General features: G+C 53.8%; 14 protein-coding genes. 5 read left to right on the forward strand and 9 right to left on the reverse strand.

The features are described 5' to 3' along the window. The first annotated feature begins 118 nt into the window (after window positions 1-118). Window positions 119-1,129 carry a tyrosine-type recombinase/integrase gene (locus tag AB2U09_RS07320; protein ID WP_459192051.1) on the forward strand — a complete coding sequence of 337 codons (1,011 nt, stop codon included), beginning with the start codon at window positions 119-121 and terminating at the stop codon, window positions 1,127-1,129. Between the two features lie 142 nt (window positions 1,130-1,271). Here the strand turns inward: AB2U09_RS07320 and AB2U09_RS07325 are convergent, their stop codons facing one another. The 3 genes from AB2U09_RS07325 to AB2U09_RS07335 all read right to left on the reverse strand — a co-directional run bounded on the left by AB2U09_RS07325 (window position 1,272) and on the right by AB2U09_RS07335 (window position 4,677). Beyond that, a complete protein-coding gene (locus tag AB2U09_RS07325; RefSeq protein ID WP_459192052.1) occupies window positions 1,272-1,778 on the reverse strand; it encodes a hypothetical protein in 507 nt (168 codons plus the stop codon). A gap of 144 nt (window positions 1,779-1,922) precedes the next feature. Beyond that, complete coding sequence (locus tag AB2U09_RS07330; RefSeq protein ID WP_459192053.1) at window positions 1,923-3,797, reverse strand: DUF262 domain-containing protein; 1,875 nt, start codon at window positions 3,795-3,797, stop codon at window positions 1,923-1,925. A gap of 232 nt (window positions 3,798-4,029) precedes the next feature. Continuing rightward, window positions 4,030-4,677 carry a hypothetical protein gene (locus AB2U09_RS07335; RefSeq protein WP_459192054.1) on the reverse strand — a complete coding sequence of 216 codons (648 nt, stop codon included), beginning with the start codon at window positions 4,675-4,677 and terminating at the stop codon, window positions 4,030-4,032. A gap of 554 nt (window positions 4,678-5,231) precedes the next feature. Between AB2U09_RS07335 and AB2U09_RS07340 the strand changes: the two genes are divergently transcribed. Beyond that, complete coding sequence (locus AB2U09_RS07340; protein ID WP_459192055.1) at window positions 5,232-5,999, forward strand: hypothetical protein; 768 nt, start codon at window positions 5,232-5,234, stop codon at window positions 5,997-5,999. A gap of 580 nt (window positions 6,000-6,579) precedes the next feature. Here the strand turns inward: AB2U09_RS07340 and AB2U09_RS07345 are convergent. Further along, on the reverse strand, window positions 6,580-7,872 hold the full coding sequence (locus AB2U09_RS07345; protein ID WP_459192056.1) for a site-specific integrase: 1,293 nt from the start codon (window positions 7,870-7,872) through the stop codon (window positions 6,580-6,582). A 1,871-nt stretch (window positions 7,873-9,743) separates the two neighbouring features. Here AB2U09_RS07345 and AB2U09_RS07350 point away from each other — a divergent pair. After that, on the forward strand, window positions 9,744-10,550 hold the full coding sequence (locus AB2U09_RS07350; RefSeq protein ID WP_459192057.1) for a hypothetical protein: 807 nt from the start codon (window positions 9,744-9,746) through the stop codon (window positions 10,548-10,550). 299 nt (window positions 10,551-10,849) lie between these two features. Here the strand turns inward: AB2U09_RS07350 and AB2U09_RS07355 are convergent, their stop codons facing one another. The 3 genes from AB2U09_RS07355 to AB2U09_RS07365 form a co-directional block, all read right to left on the reverse strand. After that, window positions 10,850-11,431: a hypothetical protein gene (locus tag AB2U09_RS07355; RefSeq protein WP_459192058.1), complete on the reverse strand. Its 582-nt coding sequence runs from the start codon at window positions 11,429-11,431 to the stop codon at window positions 10,850-10,852. Between the two features lie 279 nt (window positions 11,432-11,710). Next, window positions 11,711-12,901 carry a hypothetical protein gene (locus AB2U09_RS07360; RefSeq protein WP_459192059.1) on the reverse strand — a complete coding sequence of 397 codons (1,191 nt, stop codon included), beginning with the start codon at window positions 12,899-12,901 and terminating at the stop codon, window positions 11,711-11,713. Further along, window positions 12,894-14,651: a DEAD/DEAH box helicase gene (locus AB2U09_RS07365; protein ID WP_459192060.1), complete on the reverse strand. Its 1,758-nt coding sequence runs from the start codon at window positions 14,649-14,651 to the stop codon at window positions 12,894-12,896. Before AB2U09_RS07365 ends, AB2U09_RS07360 begins: the two co-directional genes overlap by 8 nt. A gap of 162 nt (window positions 14,652-14,813) precedes the next feature. Here AB2U09_RS07365 and AB2U09_RS07370 point away from each other — a divergent pair, with 162 nt between their 5' ends. Together AB2U09_RS07370 and AB2U09_RS07375 are read left to right on the forward strand one after the other, a co-directional pair. Further along, window positions 14,814-16,046, forward strand: a complete 1,233-nt coding sequence (locus AB2U09_RS07370; protein WP_459192061.1) for an AAA family ATPase — start codon at window positions 14,814-14,816, stop codon at window positions 16,044-16,046. After that, window positions 16,039-17,835 (forward strand): 5-methylcytosine restriction system specificity protein McrC, encoded by a 1,797-nt coding sequence (locus AB2U09_RS07375; protein WP_459192062.1) that lies wholly within the window; start codon window positions 16,039-16,041, stop codon window positions 17,833-17,835. Before AB2U09_RS07370 ends, AB2U09_RS07375 begins: the two co-directional genes overlap by 8 nt. A gap of 19 nt (window positions 17,836-17,854) precedes the next feature. Here the strand turns inward: AB2U09_RS07375 and AB2U09_RS07380 are convergent, their stop codons facing one another. After that, window positions 17,855-18,250, reverse strand: coding sequence for a DUF8076 family protein (locus AB2U09_RS07380; RefSeq protein WP_459192063.1), 396 nt, complete (start codon window positions 18,248-18,250; stop codon window positions 17,855-17,857). A gap of 36 nt (window positions 18,251-18,286) precedes the next feature. Next, on the reverse strand, window positions 18,287-20,914 hold the full coding sequence (locus tag AB2U09_RS07385; RefSeq protein ID WP_459192064.1) for a DUF1156 domain-containing protein: 2,628 nt from the start codon (window positions 20,912-20,914) through the stop codon (window positions 18,287-18,289). Between the last annotated feature and the right edge of the window lie 31 nt (window positions 20,915-20,945).

Below are 20,945 nucleotides of genomic sequence, written 5' to 3' on the forward strand. Positions count from 1 at the left end.
TGCAGGCTCCATTTCGAGCGTCTAACCGGCCGTGCTCTGCCGGTTAACGCGCCCGAATTCCGGGGGTTCACGAACGACCGCCAGACCGCGATTCGCAACCCACGAGGGAAGCGAATCCATGAGTCTGGAACCGATCGATCCCGAAACCGCGCTCGAACTGTACCTCGCAGACAAGGAGAACGACCTCGCCGACGCCTCACTAAAGGCCCACAGGTATCGGCTCAACCACTTCATCCGATGGTGCGAGCAGGAGGACATCGAGAACCTCAACACGCTCACCGGTCGGCAGCTCCACGAGTACCGGCTGTGGCGGCGCAACGAGGGCGACCTCTCTCCCGTCACCGAGAAGACCCAGATGGACACACTCCGCGTGTTCGTCCGCTGGCTCGAAAGCGTGGACGGCGTCGAACAGGACCTCAGCGAGAAGGTGCTATCGCCGTCGATCACGCCGGAGCAGAATACCCGCCACGAGACGCTAGAGGCGGAAACGGCCGAGAAAGTGTTGGGACATCTCGAGAAGTACGAGTACGCGACCATCGAGCACGTGACCCTCTCGTTGATGTGGCACACCATGATGCGCATCGGGGGTGTTCATGCACTGGACGTAGACGACTACCACTCCGACGACCAGTACATCGAGGTGCGGCATCGTCCCGAAGGAGGAACGCCCATCAAGAACAAGGAAGCAGGCGAACGACTCGTCGCGCTCTCGGACCGCGTGTGCGACCTTCTCAACGACTGGGTCGCTGACCAGCGCCCCGACGGCACTGACAGTGCAGGTCGAGAACCACTACTGACGACTCCGCAAGGCCGCGCGAGCAAATCCACCCTCCGGTTCTACGTCTACAAGTGGACGCAGCCGTGTCGCTACACGGGGGAGTGTCCACACGAGCGCGACCCGATGGACTGTGAAGCGCGTCCACGAAACCACTCCTCAAAGTGCCCGTCGTCATTGAATCCACATGCGATTAGACGGGGAAGCATCACGCACAGCCTGAATAACGATATGCCTGATAAGGTCGTCAGCGACCGAGCCAATGTCAGCTCAGAGGTGATTGAGCAACACTACGATCGCCGGTCCGAGCGGGAAAAGATGGAACAGCGGAGGGGCTACTTAGACGACTTGTAAGGGTTCTCTAATTTTTGAATTTTGGACAGCGACTGGATCATATCAGAGGCCCCTTTACTACATTCACTCACTCTATGCAGCAGATCGGTCCTGAACTAATTCTGAGAGTTAGTCCGTTTTTGCATTATAGAGCGCACGTATCTCACTCCGTAGGATACTCCCAGACGAACAGCGGAATTGAGAAATCAAAATACTGCTCTAACACTGCCTGTACATCGTTCTCGGTTCTTTCGAGAGTAGGGAAATTGACGTACGAAGGCATCAATAGTACACCCGTATCAGCGGTGCGTCCCATCGAGAATACGTTGGGGTCACGGTGAGCGATCTCCATTTTCATCAGATGCCAGTTCGCACGTATTTGCTCACCGCTCTCGTGTTCCACTACAACTCCATCTTTGTAGGCATCAAAGCTCGCTCGACGAGAGACTATGTCGTAATCGGTGGTCGTCTCGAACTTCACCGAGACTTCCTGCTCCCACCCTAGTGGATCAAGTAGTTCACGCCGGTCACTCAGATACTGGTTCCCCCCGCCATAGTCGATATACGCCTCTGCAATTGCTGGTAACTCCTCCTTCAAACCCTTTCTCTCCACGATTTCTCTGCCCCCGTTGAACGACCACGTATCCCGTCTCCGAATCTCGGGCCTCATTGAGCGATGTGACCCTTCACAGTCCCTTAGAATTTGAGGTCAAATTTTCATTCGCCGGCGAATCGTGGAAGTGTAAGATAGGTATATATTGGAGTGAGTAGCATCGACAATTACCTCCAAAAGGGCGGTCTTGGTTTTGACTGGTCACGATTCTGTCTTGACTATCTGATCTTGAGTTTGATAGTTTGGCCAACGATCGAGAATAAAGCTGAGCAATTTCTCCTCACGTCGTTCGATTTGTTCAATCCCCCACTCATCCAGATCCCACTCGGCGTCTCCCCACTCTTTCCTCTTCTCCGGTTCAGCTACTTCGTTCAGCATGTGGATCCTTGATTCACTATACACACCTCGTTTGTCTGAGAATGGCTTGTTGGATACGCCCGAGTTTTCACCGCCAATCATCAGGGCCAGGTTCCCCAACCGATGCTTGGCCTGATGGTACTCCTCCAATTCTCCTTCTGTGAGGTCAAGCTTATCGGGGTCTTGTGGCCAAATGTGTTCAATCGAGATCTCCTGTTCCTCAAATTCTTGTAGCACAGTCTCATCGAAATTGAGGTGTAGATGTTCGCCTCTACTCGTCAGGCTCACGTCATAGTAGAACAGCAGATACCGCAACCGCTGTGTCCAGAACCCATTATATGCATTTGACTCGCGTAGTTCGGCCAGAACGGCGTCGTCGTCACAATCTTGATCAATATACTTCTCAATCGCTTTCGAAGCATCGGAGAGCGATTTATCTCCTTTGTGAACGTCACGCGCGAGATTATAGAAAGTCTTTTTCCGTTTATTCGTCCGATAGTCCTTGATCACATACCCACGGAAAATGTACGTTTCGATACGTTCTAAGAGCGTTTCTATCTCGTCGCGCGTAGCCTCTCCTGCTTTGAATTTTGTCCACGCAGTGAATAGTAGCGGATAGAAGTTCCCCTCATAGTTTAGAGCAAAGAAATCACGGATTTTCTTCTGGAGAGATGTATCATCCACATCCTTCGTTTTCAACTCCTTGAGTGCTTCAAACGATTCTCGTAGACCATTCACATAGCCAAGAATCTCGTGGACCTTGTCAGTGTCATTGTCCATTCCACGGAATCGGGTTTTTATTGCCGAGAGATGGTTGGAATACGGTGGGTTCTGAACGTTTATATTCCGGTCATCCCACAGGATGAAATGATAGCGTTGAATCCGATCTTCTCCCGGTGCGGAATCTTCCTCTGCGGCTGTTCTCCGGAATTTATACATCTTCTTGAATTCGCCGCGGAGGTCGTCCAAGTGTTGTTCCAGTTCTTGTGCACCCTCCTCGTAGCAGAGGTGCAACTGGTACATGAGGAAGCTCTTAGTCCGTTCGAGATCGGTTAGTTGCTTGCCGCGATCGTTCGTCGCTTCGAAGATGCGAACCGCCTCAGACGCAGATTCGACATTATAGGCCATGAATTCGAGCTCCTTGATGGTATCCAACAGCTCGAAGAGGTACCTCTCGTATTCAGATTGAGACAACATGGCCTCTTTCTCGCCGAACCTGTCCTCGAAGAATTCCTTCGCACCCGCTAACCGTTCTTGAGCTACACCATCTGGTGAGAGCGTTGTTTCGGGGACTCCTTCCCGTCCACCGAGGATTTGCTTCTGGAAAAACCGACTATCGTCACCTTTGAGGGAGAGCTTGAAGTCCCGATTTTCAATATACTGGGAGCGATAGTAACCGGCCTCCTCCTCATCATATGTACGTAACTGTTCAAAAAGGACATGGAGGAGAATCTGGAGGGTCGTGATACGCTGTTGGCCATCGATGATGTCATATACCGTCTGTCGTCTCCGACTTGTCTCGTTAGCCTCAGCCTCGCTCCGGCGAACGAGGACCGTCCCCATGAAGTGAGGTTTGTTTGTACCGTGGACAGTCTCAAGATCGCGCCATAAGTCTTCGAGTTGCGAATCGTCCCAAGAATAATCACGCTGGTAGCGGGGAATCTGGAACTTTCGGTCGCCAGGGACAATCTCGGAAAATGACTTCTCACCAGAATCCATCGATGAGTTAGCTGTTGTTTGAACCAGACTTAATTGTTATTGTACCACAGTTTCGGCACTTTCTAGGTTTCTTGGGGTCCGCGATGATCTTCTACAATGGGTCACAGAACTCAATATCTTTAAAAAAGCGGTCAAGTCGTCAAGTCACGAGTTCTATGCGAATCATGGCTACCACCGTGCCGCCAAGATGCTCAGCGACATTCAGGGATTGGAATAAGACGGTCACCAGCCCTCAACGATTCGAAAGCGCGTCTGCAAGGTCGAATAACGGCCTGATATCTGACTTTACGTAGGTTTCGAGCGTCTCTTGGAGCTGGCTACCTTTCTCGCCCAAGTCTGTGAGGCCGCTTCTGTGAGCAAGCCACCGCTCTCCTAGAGTGGGTATATCTCCGTTCGTGATCTGCTCGCCCGCCCATGAAACGCTCGGTGGACGGGACCCTGTGTACTCAGTGACCGCATCTTCCAGCGATAAACGATATCCTCGGTCGCGGATGACGTCGAACATTAGATCCCGGTGAACTCCCTGTTCCAATGCCCGGTGGACCACGTCGGTGAGGGACGGATCTCTGACCTGATCGCCGACAATCGCTGCGCGTCCGCGAAGATGCCTCTCGTCGAACCGTGTTCCGTTGTACGTTAAGATACAGTCGTAGTGGCGGTTGTGGAGCCACTCTACTGTTTCCGCGAGCAGTCGATACTCGTCGCCGTCGTCGATTCCGGGCCGCCAGAGGACATCTATTTCGATTTCCGAGTTGGTCGAGAGTCGATGTCCAAGACCGACACAGAGAAGCTCGAAATCCCGCGAATCGAGGAAATCAACGTCCGTAACGTTTTCCGAAGTCGGCGAGATTGTCTCGATATCGATTGCAACTGTAGCCATATCGAATCATCTACACGAGACTCACAGTCGCTTAAGTACGCTTGGAGTTAGCAGATTGAATCGGGTGGGAGGTGAGGACCGAATCTACTGCTGGCCTTAGAATGATTCCAGTAACATGATTACCGAAGGTACGATTTCACCGATCCATTCGAAGTCGCCCAGAGAATCGGAATTTAGGGCTTCAGAGGATAGCAAGTCCAGCTTCACCGCCTCAACTACGACGGAGCGATGGAAATCAAGAGCAAGCGTCAACCTATCAAAATTCTGGCTGTAGAGTGCGTCAGGGCGACGAATTGAGGGGGGAGAATCAGGAGAATCTCAGAGAAGTCTGACACACGTATAGTGTAGGTAGCCGCTGTACATCGATTATTGGCACCACCCCTACACAGGCCAGCGATTTCCATCGATGCATCTTCCGGCCATTCATCACCGGGTTTCCATTTACGCTCCCAGAAAAGATAATCGCAAGAAGGCGTCGCGTTCGGTGGGGGATGGGGGCTTACCCATAAATAGGGGTCCTGGATACACAGCGCTGGGTCTTGGACCCACCAACAATGCACAGCGACAAAATGACAGACGACACAAACCGTGAGCGGTTGTTGCGTAGTATCGCCCGTACGGTCGCTGACGGTGATGTGTACGTCCCGACCGAAGACGAACTGTACAGGCTTGGGATGAAGACGCCCCACGGAAATCCAGATGCGAGAATCGTAGTTCGCGGTAGCCACAACGCTGACCCAATCAGTTGGGCTGTGTACGAGGTTGAAGCACCTGAAGATGTACAGAGTCCCTACGTCTACCTGCGGTACAAGACCTGGAACGCACTCGACGGACCGGGTCGCGCAATCAACGGGATCGGCCGTCTCGAACTCGATGGCGTAGGCGTGAATGAGTCAGTACTACTGGATAACCTGGAGGACCTCCGGAAGATTCCTGGAGCCAGTGAAAACGCTTCGGACGAAGCAGATAGTATCGATAAATTCCGACGGAAGCTTGACGAAGTTGTCGCGGACGTCAACGAAGAACAGCAGTGGAGTGCAGAAGAAATCGCCGCCCATCACGACGGACCAGAAGGGATCCCGGGAATCTGTGATGATCACCGCATGTGGCTGAGCGTCGAGGATCCATGGGCGGGTTGGAGCCACACGATCGGCCGGATTGCACCCCTCATCCGCCGAGACGATGCACACCTCGAAATAGATATCCAGCACGCGATAAGGGAAGCCGCAGAAGCAGCGATGGTCTCTCCGTCGCATGTCGAAGCATGGGGACACCACGAGTACCAGCTCGAGTACCGATTAGATCCGTCGGTACTACTCTGAGAAGACCCTTCGAAAGTTGCGACGGAGGTTGAAGACAGCCCCGGCGAAACATTCTATGTGGGACAAGTTCGACAGGATTCCACGATGCCCGGGATGGATCACGGTCTGAATCGAGGACTCTCTATCATAATCGAGACCGTAATTGTCGCCTTCATCGTCGGAAAGTTAGTTCCTGTCTTTGTCGAAGCAGGACTATTGCCACGTGGGTTGTTCTGGTGGATTATTCCAGTCTCAGTCGTAAGCGCTGTGATGACCGTTGATGATTCCCGATATTGGTCATATGGGTACCTCGCGGGGGTTGTCATTGGGATTCTCATCGCTCTCCCGATATTCATTGAGGCAGGCTTACTCAGTTTGCTTGATCTGCTGATTTACGGAGGTCTTGCGGTCGGTGCTATCGTACTGCGAATCAAAATTCACTCTTCGAGTTTTTGACTCACATACACACCCATTCAGCCCTATTGAGCACTGTGATGGCATAGAATGAGCGCACCTCAATTTGAATCACTCTCGCTCACAGAGACCCACCTAATCACCCAGTCCAGTTTGCGAGTTTGGTCAAACGCTGACGGCTGAGCGGTCAGCCTGCGTAGCCATCGTAGTCGCTTTCTTCACGGACCGCTTCTAGGGCATCCTGTCGAAGTTTACGCTTTTCGTTCTCTTCGAGCTGCTTGTAGTGCTTCTCCAGGATGGGTACGCTGACGTCACACCGCTCAGAGAGGAGTGCGTCCGGAACTCCGGCTCTCGACTCGGCAGTGATGTACCCTTTTCGAGTCTGATGGGGCGATTTGCTCGAAGGACACTGGGACGCGTGATCCATGTTGATCGCCGCGTCGCAGTCCTCCTCAATGCGACCGTGCGGACACTCGCCCGTGACCTTGCAGGGGCGAGTCCACTTGTACGCATATTTCGAGAGTGTGCTCTTGCTGATCCGGCCGTGGGAAGTCGTCAGGAGAGGTTCCCGACCGGTATCGTCCGCGATCTCCTTTCGATTGTTCTCGATGAAATCGAGAAGAACTTCTTCGACCCATGGGTCGATGGCGACTTCGCGTTCGCTCTTCTCCGCGTTCTTCAACCGCGTGTTCCGCTCTGGCCGGTGGTTAAGCTCGATGTATGGCTTCTCCTCATCCTCGAGATCGAGATCGATGTACGGCTTCTCGCTATCCTGGGAGCCGTCTCCTCGAAAGTGGCAGTCCGAGAGGTCTATCGATTGGATCGTTCCCCGTCGGCCGCCGAATGCAGCGAAGAGTACCCACACTGCGTGCTCGTTCGTGGCGTACTCGTACGTCGAGAGGTGATCGAGGATCGCACGAGCGCGTTCAGCGTCAAGGATCTCTTCGTTCACGCCCTCATTGTCTTCCAGTTCCGGCGGCGTCAGATGTATGTGGAGCCTTTCTCGAACAGCTTCCCGTCTCTCGAGGAACCTGATAAAATTCCTCATCAGGTACAGAAAGTCCCGCATCGTCTTTGGGCCATAGTAGTCCACTTGGACGGGGACCTCGTACTTGTACCATTCCTCCATTTCCTCCAGGTCTGCTTTATCGAGCTCGCTTAGAACAGAGATGTCCTTTCTCTCGCAGAACTCCTCAAACTCCTCGAGTTCCTCCTCATATTCCTCGAACGTTTTCGTGCTGAGGTCATCTTCTCGATCGTCGAGGTATCGCGTGACCCCTTGCTCGGGCGGCCAATCTTTCAAACCCGCGGTCGGATCGACGTGTCGTCGGATCTCTTCCAGTATCTCTCCGGTGGACTGGTCGTAGTGCTGTTCTGTTCTCGTTGACTTCGGAGGCTTACCTCGAGATTTTTCGGATTGAGGATCTCTCTTCCGAGAGTTCGAGTCAGATTCTGTGTTCCTTCGATTTGCGTCACTCATATATCGGTTTACGCGTCGCTATTTGTGGTCTATCACCCCGCATCCCCGACAGTACGGAGGACAGATTTTTCACCTCCGATTCGGTCATTGAATGTGACCGCGGGGATCCGTGGTCAGCTGGACACTGCAATCGGCCGACGGGGTTTCGCGCTACGGATAGCAGGGTGGCGCTTCATCCCGTCGGATGCATCGGTGTTGGCGCGACGACGTTCTGGGTAGTTTGTAATAAGGGTAAGGTGCCCTCGAGTTGATATCCGAAGCAATGAATCAGGTGTAGAGAGACTGAAACGCCATCGAACGGCACGTTGGAGGACCAGTTGGGAATCTTCCTAACAGGCGCGCGGCATCGATGCGTAGCTACAGACCGTACCCATTACCACATCGCTGTGGTGGAATTCGCAACCAACCACAGGGTCGCGTTGAGAGGAGGTAGAGAGCTTCTGACGACATTACGTATGCCTGCGGGAGTAAATATGCACAGAAGTCTGGAAACGTCAAGAAGGAACGTCTCTTGAGTATCCGATCTATACAATGCCTGCTCCGCATAGAAATCCGATATTCTGTGAGTGGCATGTATGATCACCCAGAGCAGTCAGCGGACTATTATATAATTCAGACACGAAATACTAGAGAATAATAGTAGTTGTCAAAGAAAGCTACTATATTTACTAAATGAGGAAAGGATGCCACTTAGAGCAGTATCTCTATTTCCCTCCGGTTTTCTGAAAAGTGTAGTAGCGAACAATTACTACACTCAGCCCCCATCGCTTGACAACATATCCAAAGAAAATATCAAAATAGTATTGGTTGGGCCCCTTATCACGCCTCCGTGGAGGCCTTTGATATTGCCTGCTTCTATAGCGTTACTATAGTTCCATTCCTTTATTCGTATAATTATACCTATTAAAATAGGGCGAGGATGTTTATCTGGAATATGTATTAGCGTTGTTAGATGACGTATGATCTAAATCGCGGTCAGAGAGACTCTGATCCTGAAAACCGACTCTTCTATAGTGAGACTATAGTCTGAACTAATTATTTTGAATAGTCACTAGCCGAAAATTAGAACCCCCAGCAAGAGCTCAATATTTTCTGCTGTATCAAACAGTCGAGTGGAATGGGGGTTTGGAATCCCGATAGTCAGCTTTTCTATCTCCCGTAATCTAATAGACTATAGTGAGCCTATAGTTTGAACTACAGAATTTGACAGACCACTACTGGCCAGATCACGAAATAATGATGAGAAAACAACAGTTATACATAATGAGGGATGGGCGAGATCTGAGATGCATGTTCGAGTCCAGGAGAGGGCCTGTATCCATCGTCTATAGTCTAACTATAGTTCTCGAAATTTTTTCTGACACAGAGCACCAATTGTTGCATTCGACTTTTTGACATCAATAGAAAATGAACTCCTTAGATGGCTGCATAGGGCGTATAAATTTGTTTGAGGCCACTATGTGTTAGTTACCATTCGGTTGAATTCATTCTGATTATTCTGAGGCCATTACAGCTCCTCTAAGTCTACCTGGACGAGTCATAGCGCAAATATGGCCGCTCACACCTGGCAAAATCGTCCGTAGAAACACCCGGGTATACCCCCATTGGAGGGGGTCCAGAGAGAACATGAACGTGAGCAGTAATGCTATCCCGTCAACAGTGATTAGCCGATGTCGATGTGAGGCATTATCAAAATCCACACAATATTTGCCCCCGTCTCTCTGTCCAGGACCGGATATATTGCTCTCCTGCTCTCCTCAGTACACCGAAGAAACCGGTGTGCGCCTCGCGGTCACGTACAGTAGAACTGGCGTGACCGCGCGCGTGCAGGCCCTGTTCAGCCACTCGTAGCGCGACACGCCGGTGATGCTATGCACACAATCAACGAGACAGATGGCAGACTGCCAACGCCACCGATATCAGCTGATGAGATCACCCGTGAGAAGTTACCGACGCGTGGTCTGGACGACGCTATCTGGGGTGGATTTCCATCAATAAAAAGACGAGCTGAGAAGCTAGCAAAGGAGCAGAACGGGTGTAAGACCGGGGATGGAGTCGTATACACCTCACTGGGGTCGGAGAAGGTCCACCTCACGGGGAAAGTTGGTGAGATCGTGGCAGCGGACATCCTTGGGGTCCCGCTTGATAACGACATATACCCTGATGGGGATCCAGGCTACGACAGCCGTGTCGGCGAAACCACGCTCGATATTAAGACCACTGCTACGGATTGCTCTAAACCAAAGCTCATCGTCGCAGCTGACGATACGCCCTCTGCTGACTACTTCATTCTCGTCCATATTGCGGATTCCGAAACCTGTCGAGTCATCGGATTTGCTGACCGAGAGACGGTCCTCGACAAAACGCCTCGCCGATGGCCAGGCCAGCACACGAATTACATAGTTGACTGGGACGAATTGTACCCGCCGCAGTTCTTCAGACCTCTCGTTCTCTCCCGGTCAGTTCTCGAGCGCGGAGACCGCGACTATATTCATCCGCGAGCCTGCCAGTTGTGCGGAGCGCATCTCGATATAAGTCAGCAAACTCAAGTTCGAATTTCGAGCCTTGGGCGCGACATCTACATCTGTAACGACGAGTGTCATCGACTGCTAAAGACTGCACTTGAGCAAGGAACCCTCACTGACTTCACGCTGTATAAACGACCAGCACAGGCATAGATCTTGATTGAGACTTGCGTCTGGAAGAACCTCCAAACTGAACATCACGACTGATCGGCCAGTCCAGAACGGTTTCCTGATATCAAGCCTTTTGAGTCAGCTTGCCGAAAAAATTGGACGGCTTTTGGGCTACAAGTCGTCTAAGCTGCCTTGTTGGATCCTGCCGTCGTCTTCTTGACTGACGGCATCCTCTTCAGCGACGCCTTCCGCGCTCTCTTGGTCTGCATGTTCCTCTTCTAGCCGCTCATCGCCATCTTCCTGACTGGTGCTGTTAGCCCCAGCACCATCGTCATCTTCGGTCACGAGCGTATCTTCGACCTTATCTTGCTCCTCTGCCCCATCTTCCTGACCGGCTCTGTCTTCCTGATCGTCTTCATTGGACGAACCATACGTTCCGACCGGGTCTTCGAGCGTAACGAGGACGAGTTCCTCCTCGTCATCCCATTCGGCCCGGTATCGCGTCGTGACATCCGGGACGAGGTCGTGTTCCTCGAGGAATGTCCTGGCGAGATGCTGGCCGTGGATTCCTTGCGAGTGAGCGAGTACGCAGCTGGTTCCTCGTCCTTACTTTCGACAGGTTCGATGCCGATGACTTCTTTCTCCTCGTCGAAGTACATCACGGCACCATCCGCATCCGCGAAGAGCTTCTCGAGTGCCGACTGATTGATTCCTATACTCGCCGACCGCCGGAGTGAGATGATCGGATCCTTGAGTCGGGAGTTGTTCCCATGTCCTTTCTCACTGAATCTTTCCAATGTCATGCTTCTCGTCTGTCGTGACAGAGATGTCTCTATTCGTGAAGCTCTGCGACGCCACTCCGCTCTGCTGGGGCAGAGTTTTGTGGTTATGTCGTCAACGGGTGTGACGACCGCTGTGGTCATTCGGCGGGGTTTGACTCCTCGATGGACTGGGGCAGTCTTGTCCCGCCGGTTAGTTTCGCCTACTTTGCAGCGCCCTCGTACTGCTGAGTCACGTAAAAAACCTATCCGGGGGTGAGATAATCGACAGAACGATTCCAGTACGGCGAGTGTCCACCTGTCCCCCCATTTCGACGATGGGGTAAGGCGAACAGCACAACCAGACGCGAGATGGGGAATTCCATCGTCGCCAGTGTGTCTCAGATCTTTAAGCTGCGCGACCGGCCAGACTCGACCGCGACCTCATCTGCACGATCGACACCGCAACCCGGTCGAGCCCATCTGAATTGGATTGTCGGCAGACAGCTCTGTTAGGCACTGTTCACATTGAACAGAATCTGTACAGCCTACTCCTGCTGCATAGGGAGCGCGCATCGTTTCTGTGCGGTGAGAGTCGCTCAGTCGAAGTTCGATCTCGCCACGCTCATAGGAAACGACGGTTGAGGCGACTGGTTTGGTACTAATGTCGAGTGAATGGCGGACGAAGATCTCTTCTCGTTTCTCTTCGAACTCGCCTTGCTTCTTCCGGAGGAGTTCCGCCCGCTTCTCCTCTAACTCGTCCTTCTCTGTTTGGAGTTCTTCCCTCTCTTGGAGGGCCGACACTCGTTCCTCGTGGGTATCGGCATCATCCACATCGCCGGAGACCCTCTGGAGTCTATCCGTTACAGATTCGAGTTCGTCTCGGAGATCGCTGAGCCGCTGGTTCTGTAACTGCCGATATTCCTCGAACTCGGAATCTGCCGCCCGGGATGCCGTTTCTCTCACCTCCCCGATTTCATCTCGGATGTTATCGAGTGCAACGCGCTGTCCCACTGGAATCACAGATGCGAACTCATCTGCGGCAAGTTCACTCGTCGCCTCGAAATCGTTCGCCTCTTCGGTCTCAGGCTGTGTCTTGGGGTCATAGAACGACCGAAGAAGCACCTCTGGAAGACCGGATAATTCCTCTTCAGAAGTCACGTCTACCGTAACTGCCTCCAGGTACTGAGTCTCATACTCGCTCACTGTTTCGACACTGATCTTCACGAGCAGGAATACGGCACTCCGATCATAGTATGGGTTAAATGAAGCATCGGACACGTGGAGGTCACTCTCGGTAATCCAGTCCGGATACTGGTAGTCGTCTCCCGTGATTGACCCAGTAACAGACACCTGACTGAGTGAGGACATCGAAACGGCTTCGTCCAGCATTCGCTGTGCAAATTCGCTCCCTGGAGACAGTACCACTTCCTCTTCGCCGTTACTTTCTACCCGGTCATCTCCGAGCACGACGTCGAACTCAAGCCCTTCACCGAATTCGACATCGACGTGGCTGGGTAGTCGAACGCTCCAACGTGAACCCCTTTCTCGGATGGACGCTCCCAGTGTGTTTAGGTACTCACGGGCGAACGCGTTTAACCTCGATTGCGTCACTGAGAGCTTGGCGTCAGTCATCGGAAGCCCCCAAGTCGAAACTCTCGAACACTTCGCTGTTGAAGTGCTCCACTTTCTGTGACAGCTCCTGTTGCTCCTCGAGATCGATAGCCATCTCCTCGAAGTCGTTTTCGAGATTCGCTTCGGAATCTGCGTCAACCAAGCGTTCGAATATTTCGTCTTCGAATCCTTTCCCGGAGTCCTCGAGGCGCGTAAGAATCGTGCTCAGTTCCCCGACGGTCTGCTGGAACAAGTCTATTTTATGGTAAAGTCGCTCCAAGACGTATTCCTCGACCGTACCTTCCAGCGCCATGTTGAAGACGAAGACCTCTCGTTTCTGCCCGATACGGTGAATCCGACCGATGCGTTGCTCAACCCTCATCGGATTCCACGGCAGATCGTAATTCACCATAATGTTACAGAACTGGAGATTACGACCTTCGCTCATCGCGTCTGTCGAGACGAGAACGCCGCCTTCCTCACGGAACTGCTCGACTATCTCTTCTTTCTCCTGGCTGGAATGACCTCCGTGGAAGGCATGAGTCGTGTATCCCTGCTCCCGAAGGGACTCCAAGACCTGTCGTTGTGTCGCACGGAACTGCGTGAAAACGATAACGCGCCCCATCTCGACCTGCTCACGAGCTTCCTCGACGATATCGAATAACCGTTGTTGCTTGGTTACCGTGTCTATCGCCTCGATCTTCTCCAGAATCGTCTCCAATTCGCTACGGTGAGTGAGCTCGTTATTCTCGTCTAACTGCTTACGAATGGTTTGCCCGAGGGCCTTGGGACTGCTCACGACCTCCTTTTGCAACATCATCAGGACCAACTTCTGTCCGCGGTCCTCGCTGTAGGCTTCACGGACGTAGTCCGTCACTGCATCGTAGAGATCGCGCTCGGAAGCACTCGGCTTGAAAGTCCGAGTATCAACTCGCCGATTTGTAAAGTCAACGTCTGTTTCCGCCCTTCGATTCCGTATCATCACCTGATTCAGCCGCTGCTGTAACTCGTCTCGGTTCACCAGCGTCTCCTGTCCATTGTCCACGAAGTAATTGTGGAACGTGTCACGACTCCCGAATAGCCCAGGCCGTAACAGTGAGATAATGTTGTAGAGGTCCGTCAGTTCGTTCTGAATCGGCGTCGCCGTCAAGAAGAACGCGTAGTCGTACGTGAGCTTATCTATGAGGTCGTATCGGTCAGTATCTTCGTTCTTCACGTAGTGTGCCTCGTCCATGACGAGAACGTCCCAGTCTCGGGAAAGGACGCTCGGACGATGGCGGTCGCTTTTGGCCGTGTCTATACTTGAAATGATGCGGTTATGAGAATCGAACCCCTGAAACTCGTCGTCGTAGTTGCATACGAACTCGAGCCCGAACTTCTCCCGTAGTTCCCCCTGCCATTGCTTTGCGAGCTGAGCCGGTGTCAATATCAGGACGGAATCGTCCGTCTCCCGATAATGCATCTCCTTGAGAACCATTCCAACCTCAATGGTCTTCCCCAGGCCGACCTCGTCCGCGAGCAACGCCTTCCCGTCCATCTCGAAGAGCGCTCGATGAGCAGCGTCTACTTGGTGTTCTAGGAGCTTGACCTGATCCTCATCAACTCCCGAAAGCGAGCGGAGTTCTGTATCCGGGTTTCCAGCGTTCAATCGGTTCGCAATAACTGTCTGTCGTTGAAATGGAAACTCAGAGGTTCCAGACGAATAGGAGTCGAGTAGATTGTCGGGTTCCTCGTGAGTGACCTCGACATCAACGAGGTCGTCATCGGTCATATCCACATAGAGACTACAGACTGACAAAGGCGTTATGTAGAGATTTCCGTCTCTTCGAGGAGATACGGTTCTCGGGCTTCACGAGATATTCGACAACAGTGTGTACAATGGTCAAGGGGGCCAGGGGACATTTTATAAGACGCCGGTGACAGGTTCAGGATAATGAGTAGCGGGAAGCCTCGATTCAAGGACTACAATCGGCAAGAGGCGGAAGAATATAGCGGATTCATCTTGAGCGGAGTCGCTCAGGCGACGGAGTTCATCAACAAAACGGACGATCCAGACGCGATTCGGTATCTGGTCGAGGAGCGAAATATCGACGTTGACGTCCCCGGGAGCGGGACGGAGATCGAGAAGGCAATATTGACTTCCAAGACGGCTCCGCTCTCGGTCAAGCAGATCGTAGCGCAACGGAACGACGACCTCGGCGATATTCGCGTTCCGGAGACTGTGCGCAAGAACGCCGAAACGGCTCTCGCTGTCGGAAAGCCAATCGTTCTCTACGGGCCGACTGGCACTGGTAAGACATACTTTGCTAAGCAGCTCGCTTTGAAGAGCTGTATCAACTACTCGATCTCTACTGCGACCCCGAGCTGGACTCCCGCGGACATCACCGGGAGCATCCAACCCGAAACAGAGGACGGACAAATCCAGTACGTTCGCCAAGCCGGTTGCGTCTCGCAGGGAATCCAGAAAGCGAACGAGTATCACGACAACTGGGCCGTCATCATCGACGAAATAACCCGGGCGGACATCTCGCAGGTGTTCGGACCACTCTACACCGCGATCGAAGACCACGACCAGGCGATTTTCCGTGACGAAGAGGGGAATCGGCTCACGCTCAACGACGACGTGAAACTCATCTGTACGATGAATATGTCGGATCGGACGGTCAACGAGCTCGACAATGCTATCACTCGACGGTTTGCGATGGTGGAGCTCAGTCGCTACGATGACGAGCAACGCGCTGGCTTATTCGACGACTGGATCGGGGAACTCGGCCCCGATATCGACATCGATCAAGATCGACTCCACGACCTCTTCGATAGCCACCACGAGGGTATCACTTCAGGCACGACGACGAATGGCGAGGGCGGAATCATGGAATTCGGTCCAATGCACTACGTTGACGTCACGCGATTCCTCAAGAGTGCGTGTGAAGACGGCGGTCCGTACGAGGGAGAAGAATCGGCCGCCGTTGGCCAGGCTTTTGCGACGTATATCGCGCCACGACTACTGAATAGCGCGTCGCTTCCCCAGATCAACCAGCTGGCGACCCATTACGCAACGCTTGACGACCAGTTCGAAGCCTTCGATCTGACTCCAGCGATCAACCTCGCAAACAGGGAAGCCGAGGCCGAGGAGCGCGAGATGGGCGTCAGTGCGTATGAGTGACGCAATCCGATGTGACTACGGAGCGGAGCTCTGTTCCGTTCAGGAAAACCAGAAGCTCATCGTCGATGGATGTGACCCCGAGACGATTCACGATGAACTTCGCGCAGCGAACTTCACGCGAGAGGGTAGCAGGTACGTGAAGACACGCCCGCGGCTGCGGGCTGAAGCACGAGACGGTGATTCGGGAGCCCTGCACGTCCTCTCTGCGAGAGTTGTCGAGGAATCCCTCCACGTCGAGCCGTCGGACGTCGTCGGCGTCGTCAAGCTAGTACCTGGGATGAGCGTACAGGTCGAACCCAAAATCACGTGGGAACACGTCATCCGGATGCTTCTCACGGTTTATGACATCGACCGGACCCAATCGTACTATGGAATCCCGCTCGAGGAGCTGATTTCCGGCGAGATTGAAGCATCTCAACTTATCGCTATATTAGCAATCAACTACGTTCACGGTGTCAAGACGATCACGAAGAAAGGGTTCATCCGAGACCTCAACATCCGTCGCCGAGATGGATTCGAGGGCCTCGGTTCAGTAGATGTCACACAGACTCTGATGAACCACGCGACGGGTAACCCGGAACCGACCTGGGTGGAGACAGAGATAGACTACGCTAACCCAGTAAACGAAGCCATCCATATGGCGGGGAAGCTCCTTCTCCGGCTACTCCAGCAAGAGCGTGACGGGCATCAACACCCGCGTCAAAACCTCCTCTTGTCGATGGTCCATCAGCAGGTGAAGGAGATAGAGAACCGTGGAATCCAGAGCAGTCAGAAGCGGCTCGGTGAGTACCGACGTCTGTCTCTGGCCGATCTCCCCAGACAGCGTCACTACTACCGTCGAGCAGTCCACACGTCTCAGTCGATCCTATCGTCTGCGCTGTTGGGCCAAACTGGCGGAGGCCCGGAAGAGTTGCTCGTCGATTACGCGCTGAGTATGAACTCGCTGTTCCAAGACTACACGCAGCGGGTTCTAAACCGAGAGGTCGAGAAGGTACGGGAACTGGATCACCTCGACCAACTATCAAGCGTCGAGTGCCAATACGAGCCTCGGATCTATCCGTTTGAGGGCAATGCCGAAGCTGCGCACGAACCCGATCACCTACTCACCGACGGTGAGAACACCCTGGCTATTCTCGACTCGAAGTACTACCGGGAGGGAAAGAATCCCGCGAACGAATCCGCCTCACGGTCGCGGATGTTCGCGTACGCCTATCTGACTGAGTCGGACCGGATGGCCTTCCTGTGCCCGCAGTATCACCGTGATCGACTCCCGGTGACAAACACCGGCGGGGAAGTCGAAATAGTGTCGCCGGATAACGAGTTCACCTGTGAGGAATACGAACGTCTTACTCGAGAATACATCCTCGAGTCCCTCGCAATCGAGTATCCCGCACTACACGTGTTCGACGCGGTGGCCGGGGGCAAACTCTGTCTAGAAGGTGCGTCGGAGGATGACCTGTCTGAAGTCTACGACCCCAAGGGCCCCTTCGCCATTAGTAATCCCGCGACGTTCGCCGCTCGAGTTATTAACGACATCGCGTTCTCAACGTACGGGCCGAACAAGCCGGATCTCGAAAACCAAGGGCAGTGGACGAAGAACCGAATCAAAGACGCGTGTGGGAAAACAGACGAGGAAGACCGGCCGCTCTACCCTCAACACGAGACGAGCTGCGTACCGGTGTACACCTCGAATACAGATGCCGATCATGGGCATGTGACGCTGTACTTCCTCCACCGGGGCGAAGAAGGCGTCAGTGTAGCGAAAGAGGGACCATGGGCGCTGATGTGAGCGTTCCAGGGGACAGCAGTTAAATCCTGAAGGACGTGACCAGCCAACCCGTGTCTCGCTGTTTTATTTTCCGACCGAACACGGGCCGTAGGGAGTGGAACTCCTCATCGATTTCTACGTCGAACGAATCACCGACGCTCTGAAATTCACCATCCAAAGCGAACTGAATGGCTGGCAGGGGGCGGTGGCTGTTGAGGTAATCCATCTCTTGGCGCATCGTCGAGACGAGGGAGTCGCGGAGTGTCTCGTCCCTGGCCAGAACATCGTTCAATCCAACGACACAGATCTCACCGGGGAGGTTCCGGTTCTCGAGTTTCGTCACAAACTCCGCGATTGGTACCTGATAGTCAGCAGTTTCTCGCCTCCTCTGATCGACGATATTGTACATCCCGGCGACAGCGTCGATATCACTCATGTTATTACTCTCTAATTATTGAACTGGCAAAGTACATCAGGCCCCAACGAGGGTCCTGTAGCCCTCCTCGCCCGTGATTGTCGCAAGCTCTTCCGCGATGTCGATCACCTCGGAAGTCACTTCCAAGTCTAACTGCTCGTCAGGTGCAGTCGCGTCTTGTTCGTCTTCGTACCGAAGCAGTTGCACTTTTTCCAGAGACGTGAGGTCATCCACGTCCTTCTCTCGTAGGTAGTCCTGGCGATCTTCGGTACGCCAGTCCGTCAGCGCGAACCCTTCGTCAGTGACGAACAGGGCGCGTCGACGAAGATCTTCGGAGTCGATGTCGGTCCCCCTACAGAAGCGGTTCACGTCGTCGAGCGTGGGTTCGTCCAATTCGAGGAGGTCGAGATAGATCTCGTCCGGTGTGACGTTGCCCGAGACGATGTCGTAGATCTCGTTGACGACGTCCGTCGCGGACATCACCGATCCGCCGCGATGTACGTTCCCGTGGTGGTTCGAGTACTCCCGGAAACACCGTCCCATCTCGACGATACTGATGTCGCCCTCGGAGAGCGTCTGTCCCGCCCCGAGTTGCTCCCGCGTCTCACTCGCTGCCCTGTGAATGCGTCTCCGTAGTGAGGACCAACTTATCGGCTCTCGATCAGTCGCCGGTCGAGCCACGACGACCACACTAAAGTTGAGTTCATCGCCAACGACGAACTCGCTGAGATTCGCGGAAATTGGATACGTGGCAGTGACGTCGAACCCCTCATCACAGAGCGACTCAAGGAGCGTTCCCCACGTATCGGGAGTTCCGTGTCGATACGTAAACACCAGAACCCCATCGTCTGCCAGCACGTCCTGCATCCGTGAAAACACCCCCTTGAGTTCGGATTCGAATAGGTCGGCGTCTTTGCCCTCTGCGGGATTTGCGACGATACTGTCCTCACGGGGCGTCGTTTCAGGCGCGAACTCGTCGTACTCGTCGCCGAGAAGTAGACGCTGCCAGACGTAGAAGAAGTTGGAGACTTCGGAATAGACGACGTTATCGTAGTACGGGGGATCAGTGATAATCGCGTCGTACTCGGTCCCCAGCTCTACCTCCTGAACATCGCCCTGATGTAGAGTGTACTCGCCGCCAACGGGCTTTTCGAACGAAGCGGTCTCCCTCGTTTCGCCGTCTTCGATGTACCGCTCGGTCGGCGAGTGAGCGAAGTCAACGGCATCAACAATCTTCGTCCAGGTATTGCTGAAGGTTCCACGACCAGCTCTCGTCCCCCAGACATTGTTCTCCGCGTACGCGACTTCTGGCGTGAACGAGTTCTGCCGGAATATCCCCTCGATCTTGGTGCCGTTGATATTGTAGATCGAAAAGTTGTTCTGGAACATCAAGGAATCCGAGAACGCCAGCAGGAGGTACTCCTTGACCGTCTGATCCGTTACCTCTTCGTTGATCGCTTCAAGCAACGTAGAGAGGCAATAGAGCTGGCGGTCGTTGAACATGTCTCGCCACGACTCGTAGCCGTGGCGGAAGACATCGTTACCGTTGATCGACGACGAGGTCGTAATCGCTCCCCGGGGAATGTCTCCTTTCGGGGCGTAGTCATCGAGTTCGTCGCGGTCAGCCCACCGTTTGGATGCCCGTTCGAAACAGTCCACGTCCTCCTCGGCCGCCGGTTTGAACCCCTTGTACGTCGGCCGATTTCTCCCTTCGTCTTCACACTCCGTACAGTAGTACTCGAGAGCGTAGAGAGATTCATCGTAGGACTGACCGTCGGCGATCGCATCGACGATGGAGTACTTCAGACCGCAGGAGGGACAGCCGTAATGTCCGCCGCGTGAGACAGGTCCGTTCTCGGGCACGTACTCGTTACCGCAGTCCGAGCAGACGGTCTCCGTCTCGTAATCGTCTGTCAGGAAGACGTTTCCGCAGTCGGGACAGTAGACGTGATATCGGTTGTCCTCCTCGTAGCGACCCTTTGCGACTCGATAGTCCTTGAAGAGCGGGACTTCTTCCCCGCACGACGTACAGTCGAGCTCTCTGACCCAAAGCGCGTAGACGACATCAGCAACGTGGTCACCGTCATTGGGGCACATCGTCTCGTACTGTGATTGGATCTCCCCAGCGACTGCATCCTCGACCTTCTCGAATCCCTCACGGAGGTCTTCCAAATCGACTGTGTGGGCCTCGAACTCTTTCTTCGTGATGAACCAAGCTACCGGGTTCAGATCCACACCAGTGACGTCGGCGTCGAACCGAATCGCCTCGAGGAGACTCGTCCCACCGCCCATGAACGGGTCGAGTACGTCCGCGTCATCAACGCGAACGTCCTTGGGATAGAGGTCCCACATTGCGTCCGGTTCAGTCAAATCGACCCCCTCGATCATCTCCTTGAGCGCGGCTTTCGCAGCTTCCCCCTCCGATGCCTCACCAAACTCGGCGAGGTCGTGGTCCGCCTTTTCCGGATCTCGGACTGTTACTTGGTCGGGATCCGAGACGAGGGAATACAGCGATATAGCCCGAAAGACGCTGCCGAGCCGTCGTGCCCACCACTTGTGCATGGTCGTCAGCGGTCGGTAGTGGAGCTTCGCGCGGCCTTCGCGGTCCGCGAGATCGTTCACCTGTTCGATCGGAAAGCCGCGCTCGATAGGGAGATCAGACCGCAGATCATTCGAATCAGACATGGACAGTGATGGGCTCGTTTTCGTATTTAGA

The organism is Halosimplex yunnanense (assembly GCF_054504345.1).

Excerpts from the sequence above, each read along its gene's own strand:
- AB2U09_RS07320 (WP_459192051.1), top strand. The coding sequence starts at position 119 with ATGAGTCTGGAACCGATCGATCCCGAAACCGCGCTCGAACTGTACCTC.
- AB2U09_RS07325 (WP_459192052.1), bottom strand. The coding sequence starts at position 1,778 with ATGAGGCCCGAGATTCGGAGACGGGATACGTGGTCGTTCAACGGGGGC.
- AB2U09_RS07330 (WP_459192053.1), bottom strand. The coding sequence starts at position 3,797 with ATGGATTCTGGTGAGAAGTCATTTTCCGAGATTGTCCCTGGCGACCGA.
- AB2U09_RS07335 (WP_459192054.1), bottom strand. The coding sequence starts at position 4,677 with ATGGCTACAGTTGCAATCGATATCGAGACAATCTCGCCGACTTCGGAA.
- AB2U09_RS07340 (WP_459192055.1), top strand. The coding sequence starts at position 5,232 with ATGCACAGCGACAAAATGACAGACGACACAAACCGTGAGCGGTTGTTG.
- AB2U09_RS07345 (WP_459192056.1), bottom strand. The coding sequence starts at position 7,872 with ATGAGTGACGCAAATCGAAGGAACACAGAATCTGACTCGAACTCTCGG.
- AB2U09_RS07350 (WP_459192057.1), top strand. The coding sequence starts at position 9,744 with ATGCACACAATCAACGAGACAGATGGCAGACTGCCAACGCCACCGATA.
- AB2U09_RS07355 (WP_459192058.1), bottom strand. The coding sequence starts at position 11,431 with ATGACCACAGCGGTCGTCACACCCGTTGACGACATAACCACAAAACTC.
- AB2U09_RS07360 (WP_459192059.1), bottom strand. The coding sequence starts at position 12,901 with ATGACTGACGCCAAGCTCTCAGTGACGCAATCGAGGTTAAACGCGTTC.
- AB2U09_RS07365 (WP_459192060.1), bottom strand. The coding sequence starts at position 14,651 with ATGACCGATGACGACCTCGTTGATGTCGAGGTCACTCACGAGGAACCC.
- AB2U09_RS07370 (WP_459192061.1), top strand. The coding sequence starts at position 14,814 with ATGAGTAGCGGGAAGCCTCGATTCAAGGACTACAATCGGCAAGAGGCG.
- AB2U09_RS07375 (WP_459192062.1), top strand. The coding sequence starts at position 16,039 with ATGAGTGACGCAATCCGATGTGACTACGGAGCGGAGCTCTGTTCCGTT.
- AB2U09_RS07380 (WP_459192063.1), bottom strand. The coding sequence starts at position 18,250 with ATGAGTGATATCGACGCTGTCGCCGGGATGTACAATATCGTCGATCAG.
- AB2U09_RS07385 (WP_459192064.1), bottom strand. The coding sequence starts at position 20,914 with ATGTCTGATTCGAATGATCTGCGGTCTGATCTCCCTATCGAGCGCGGC.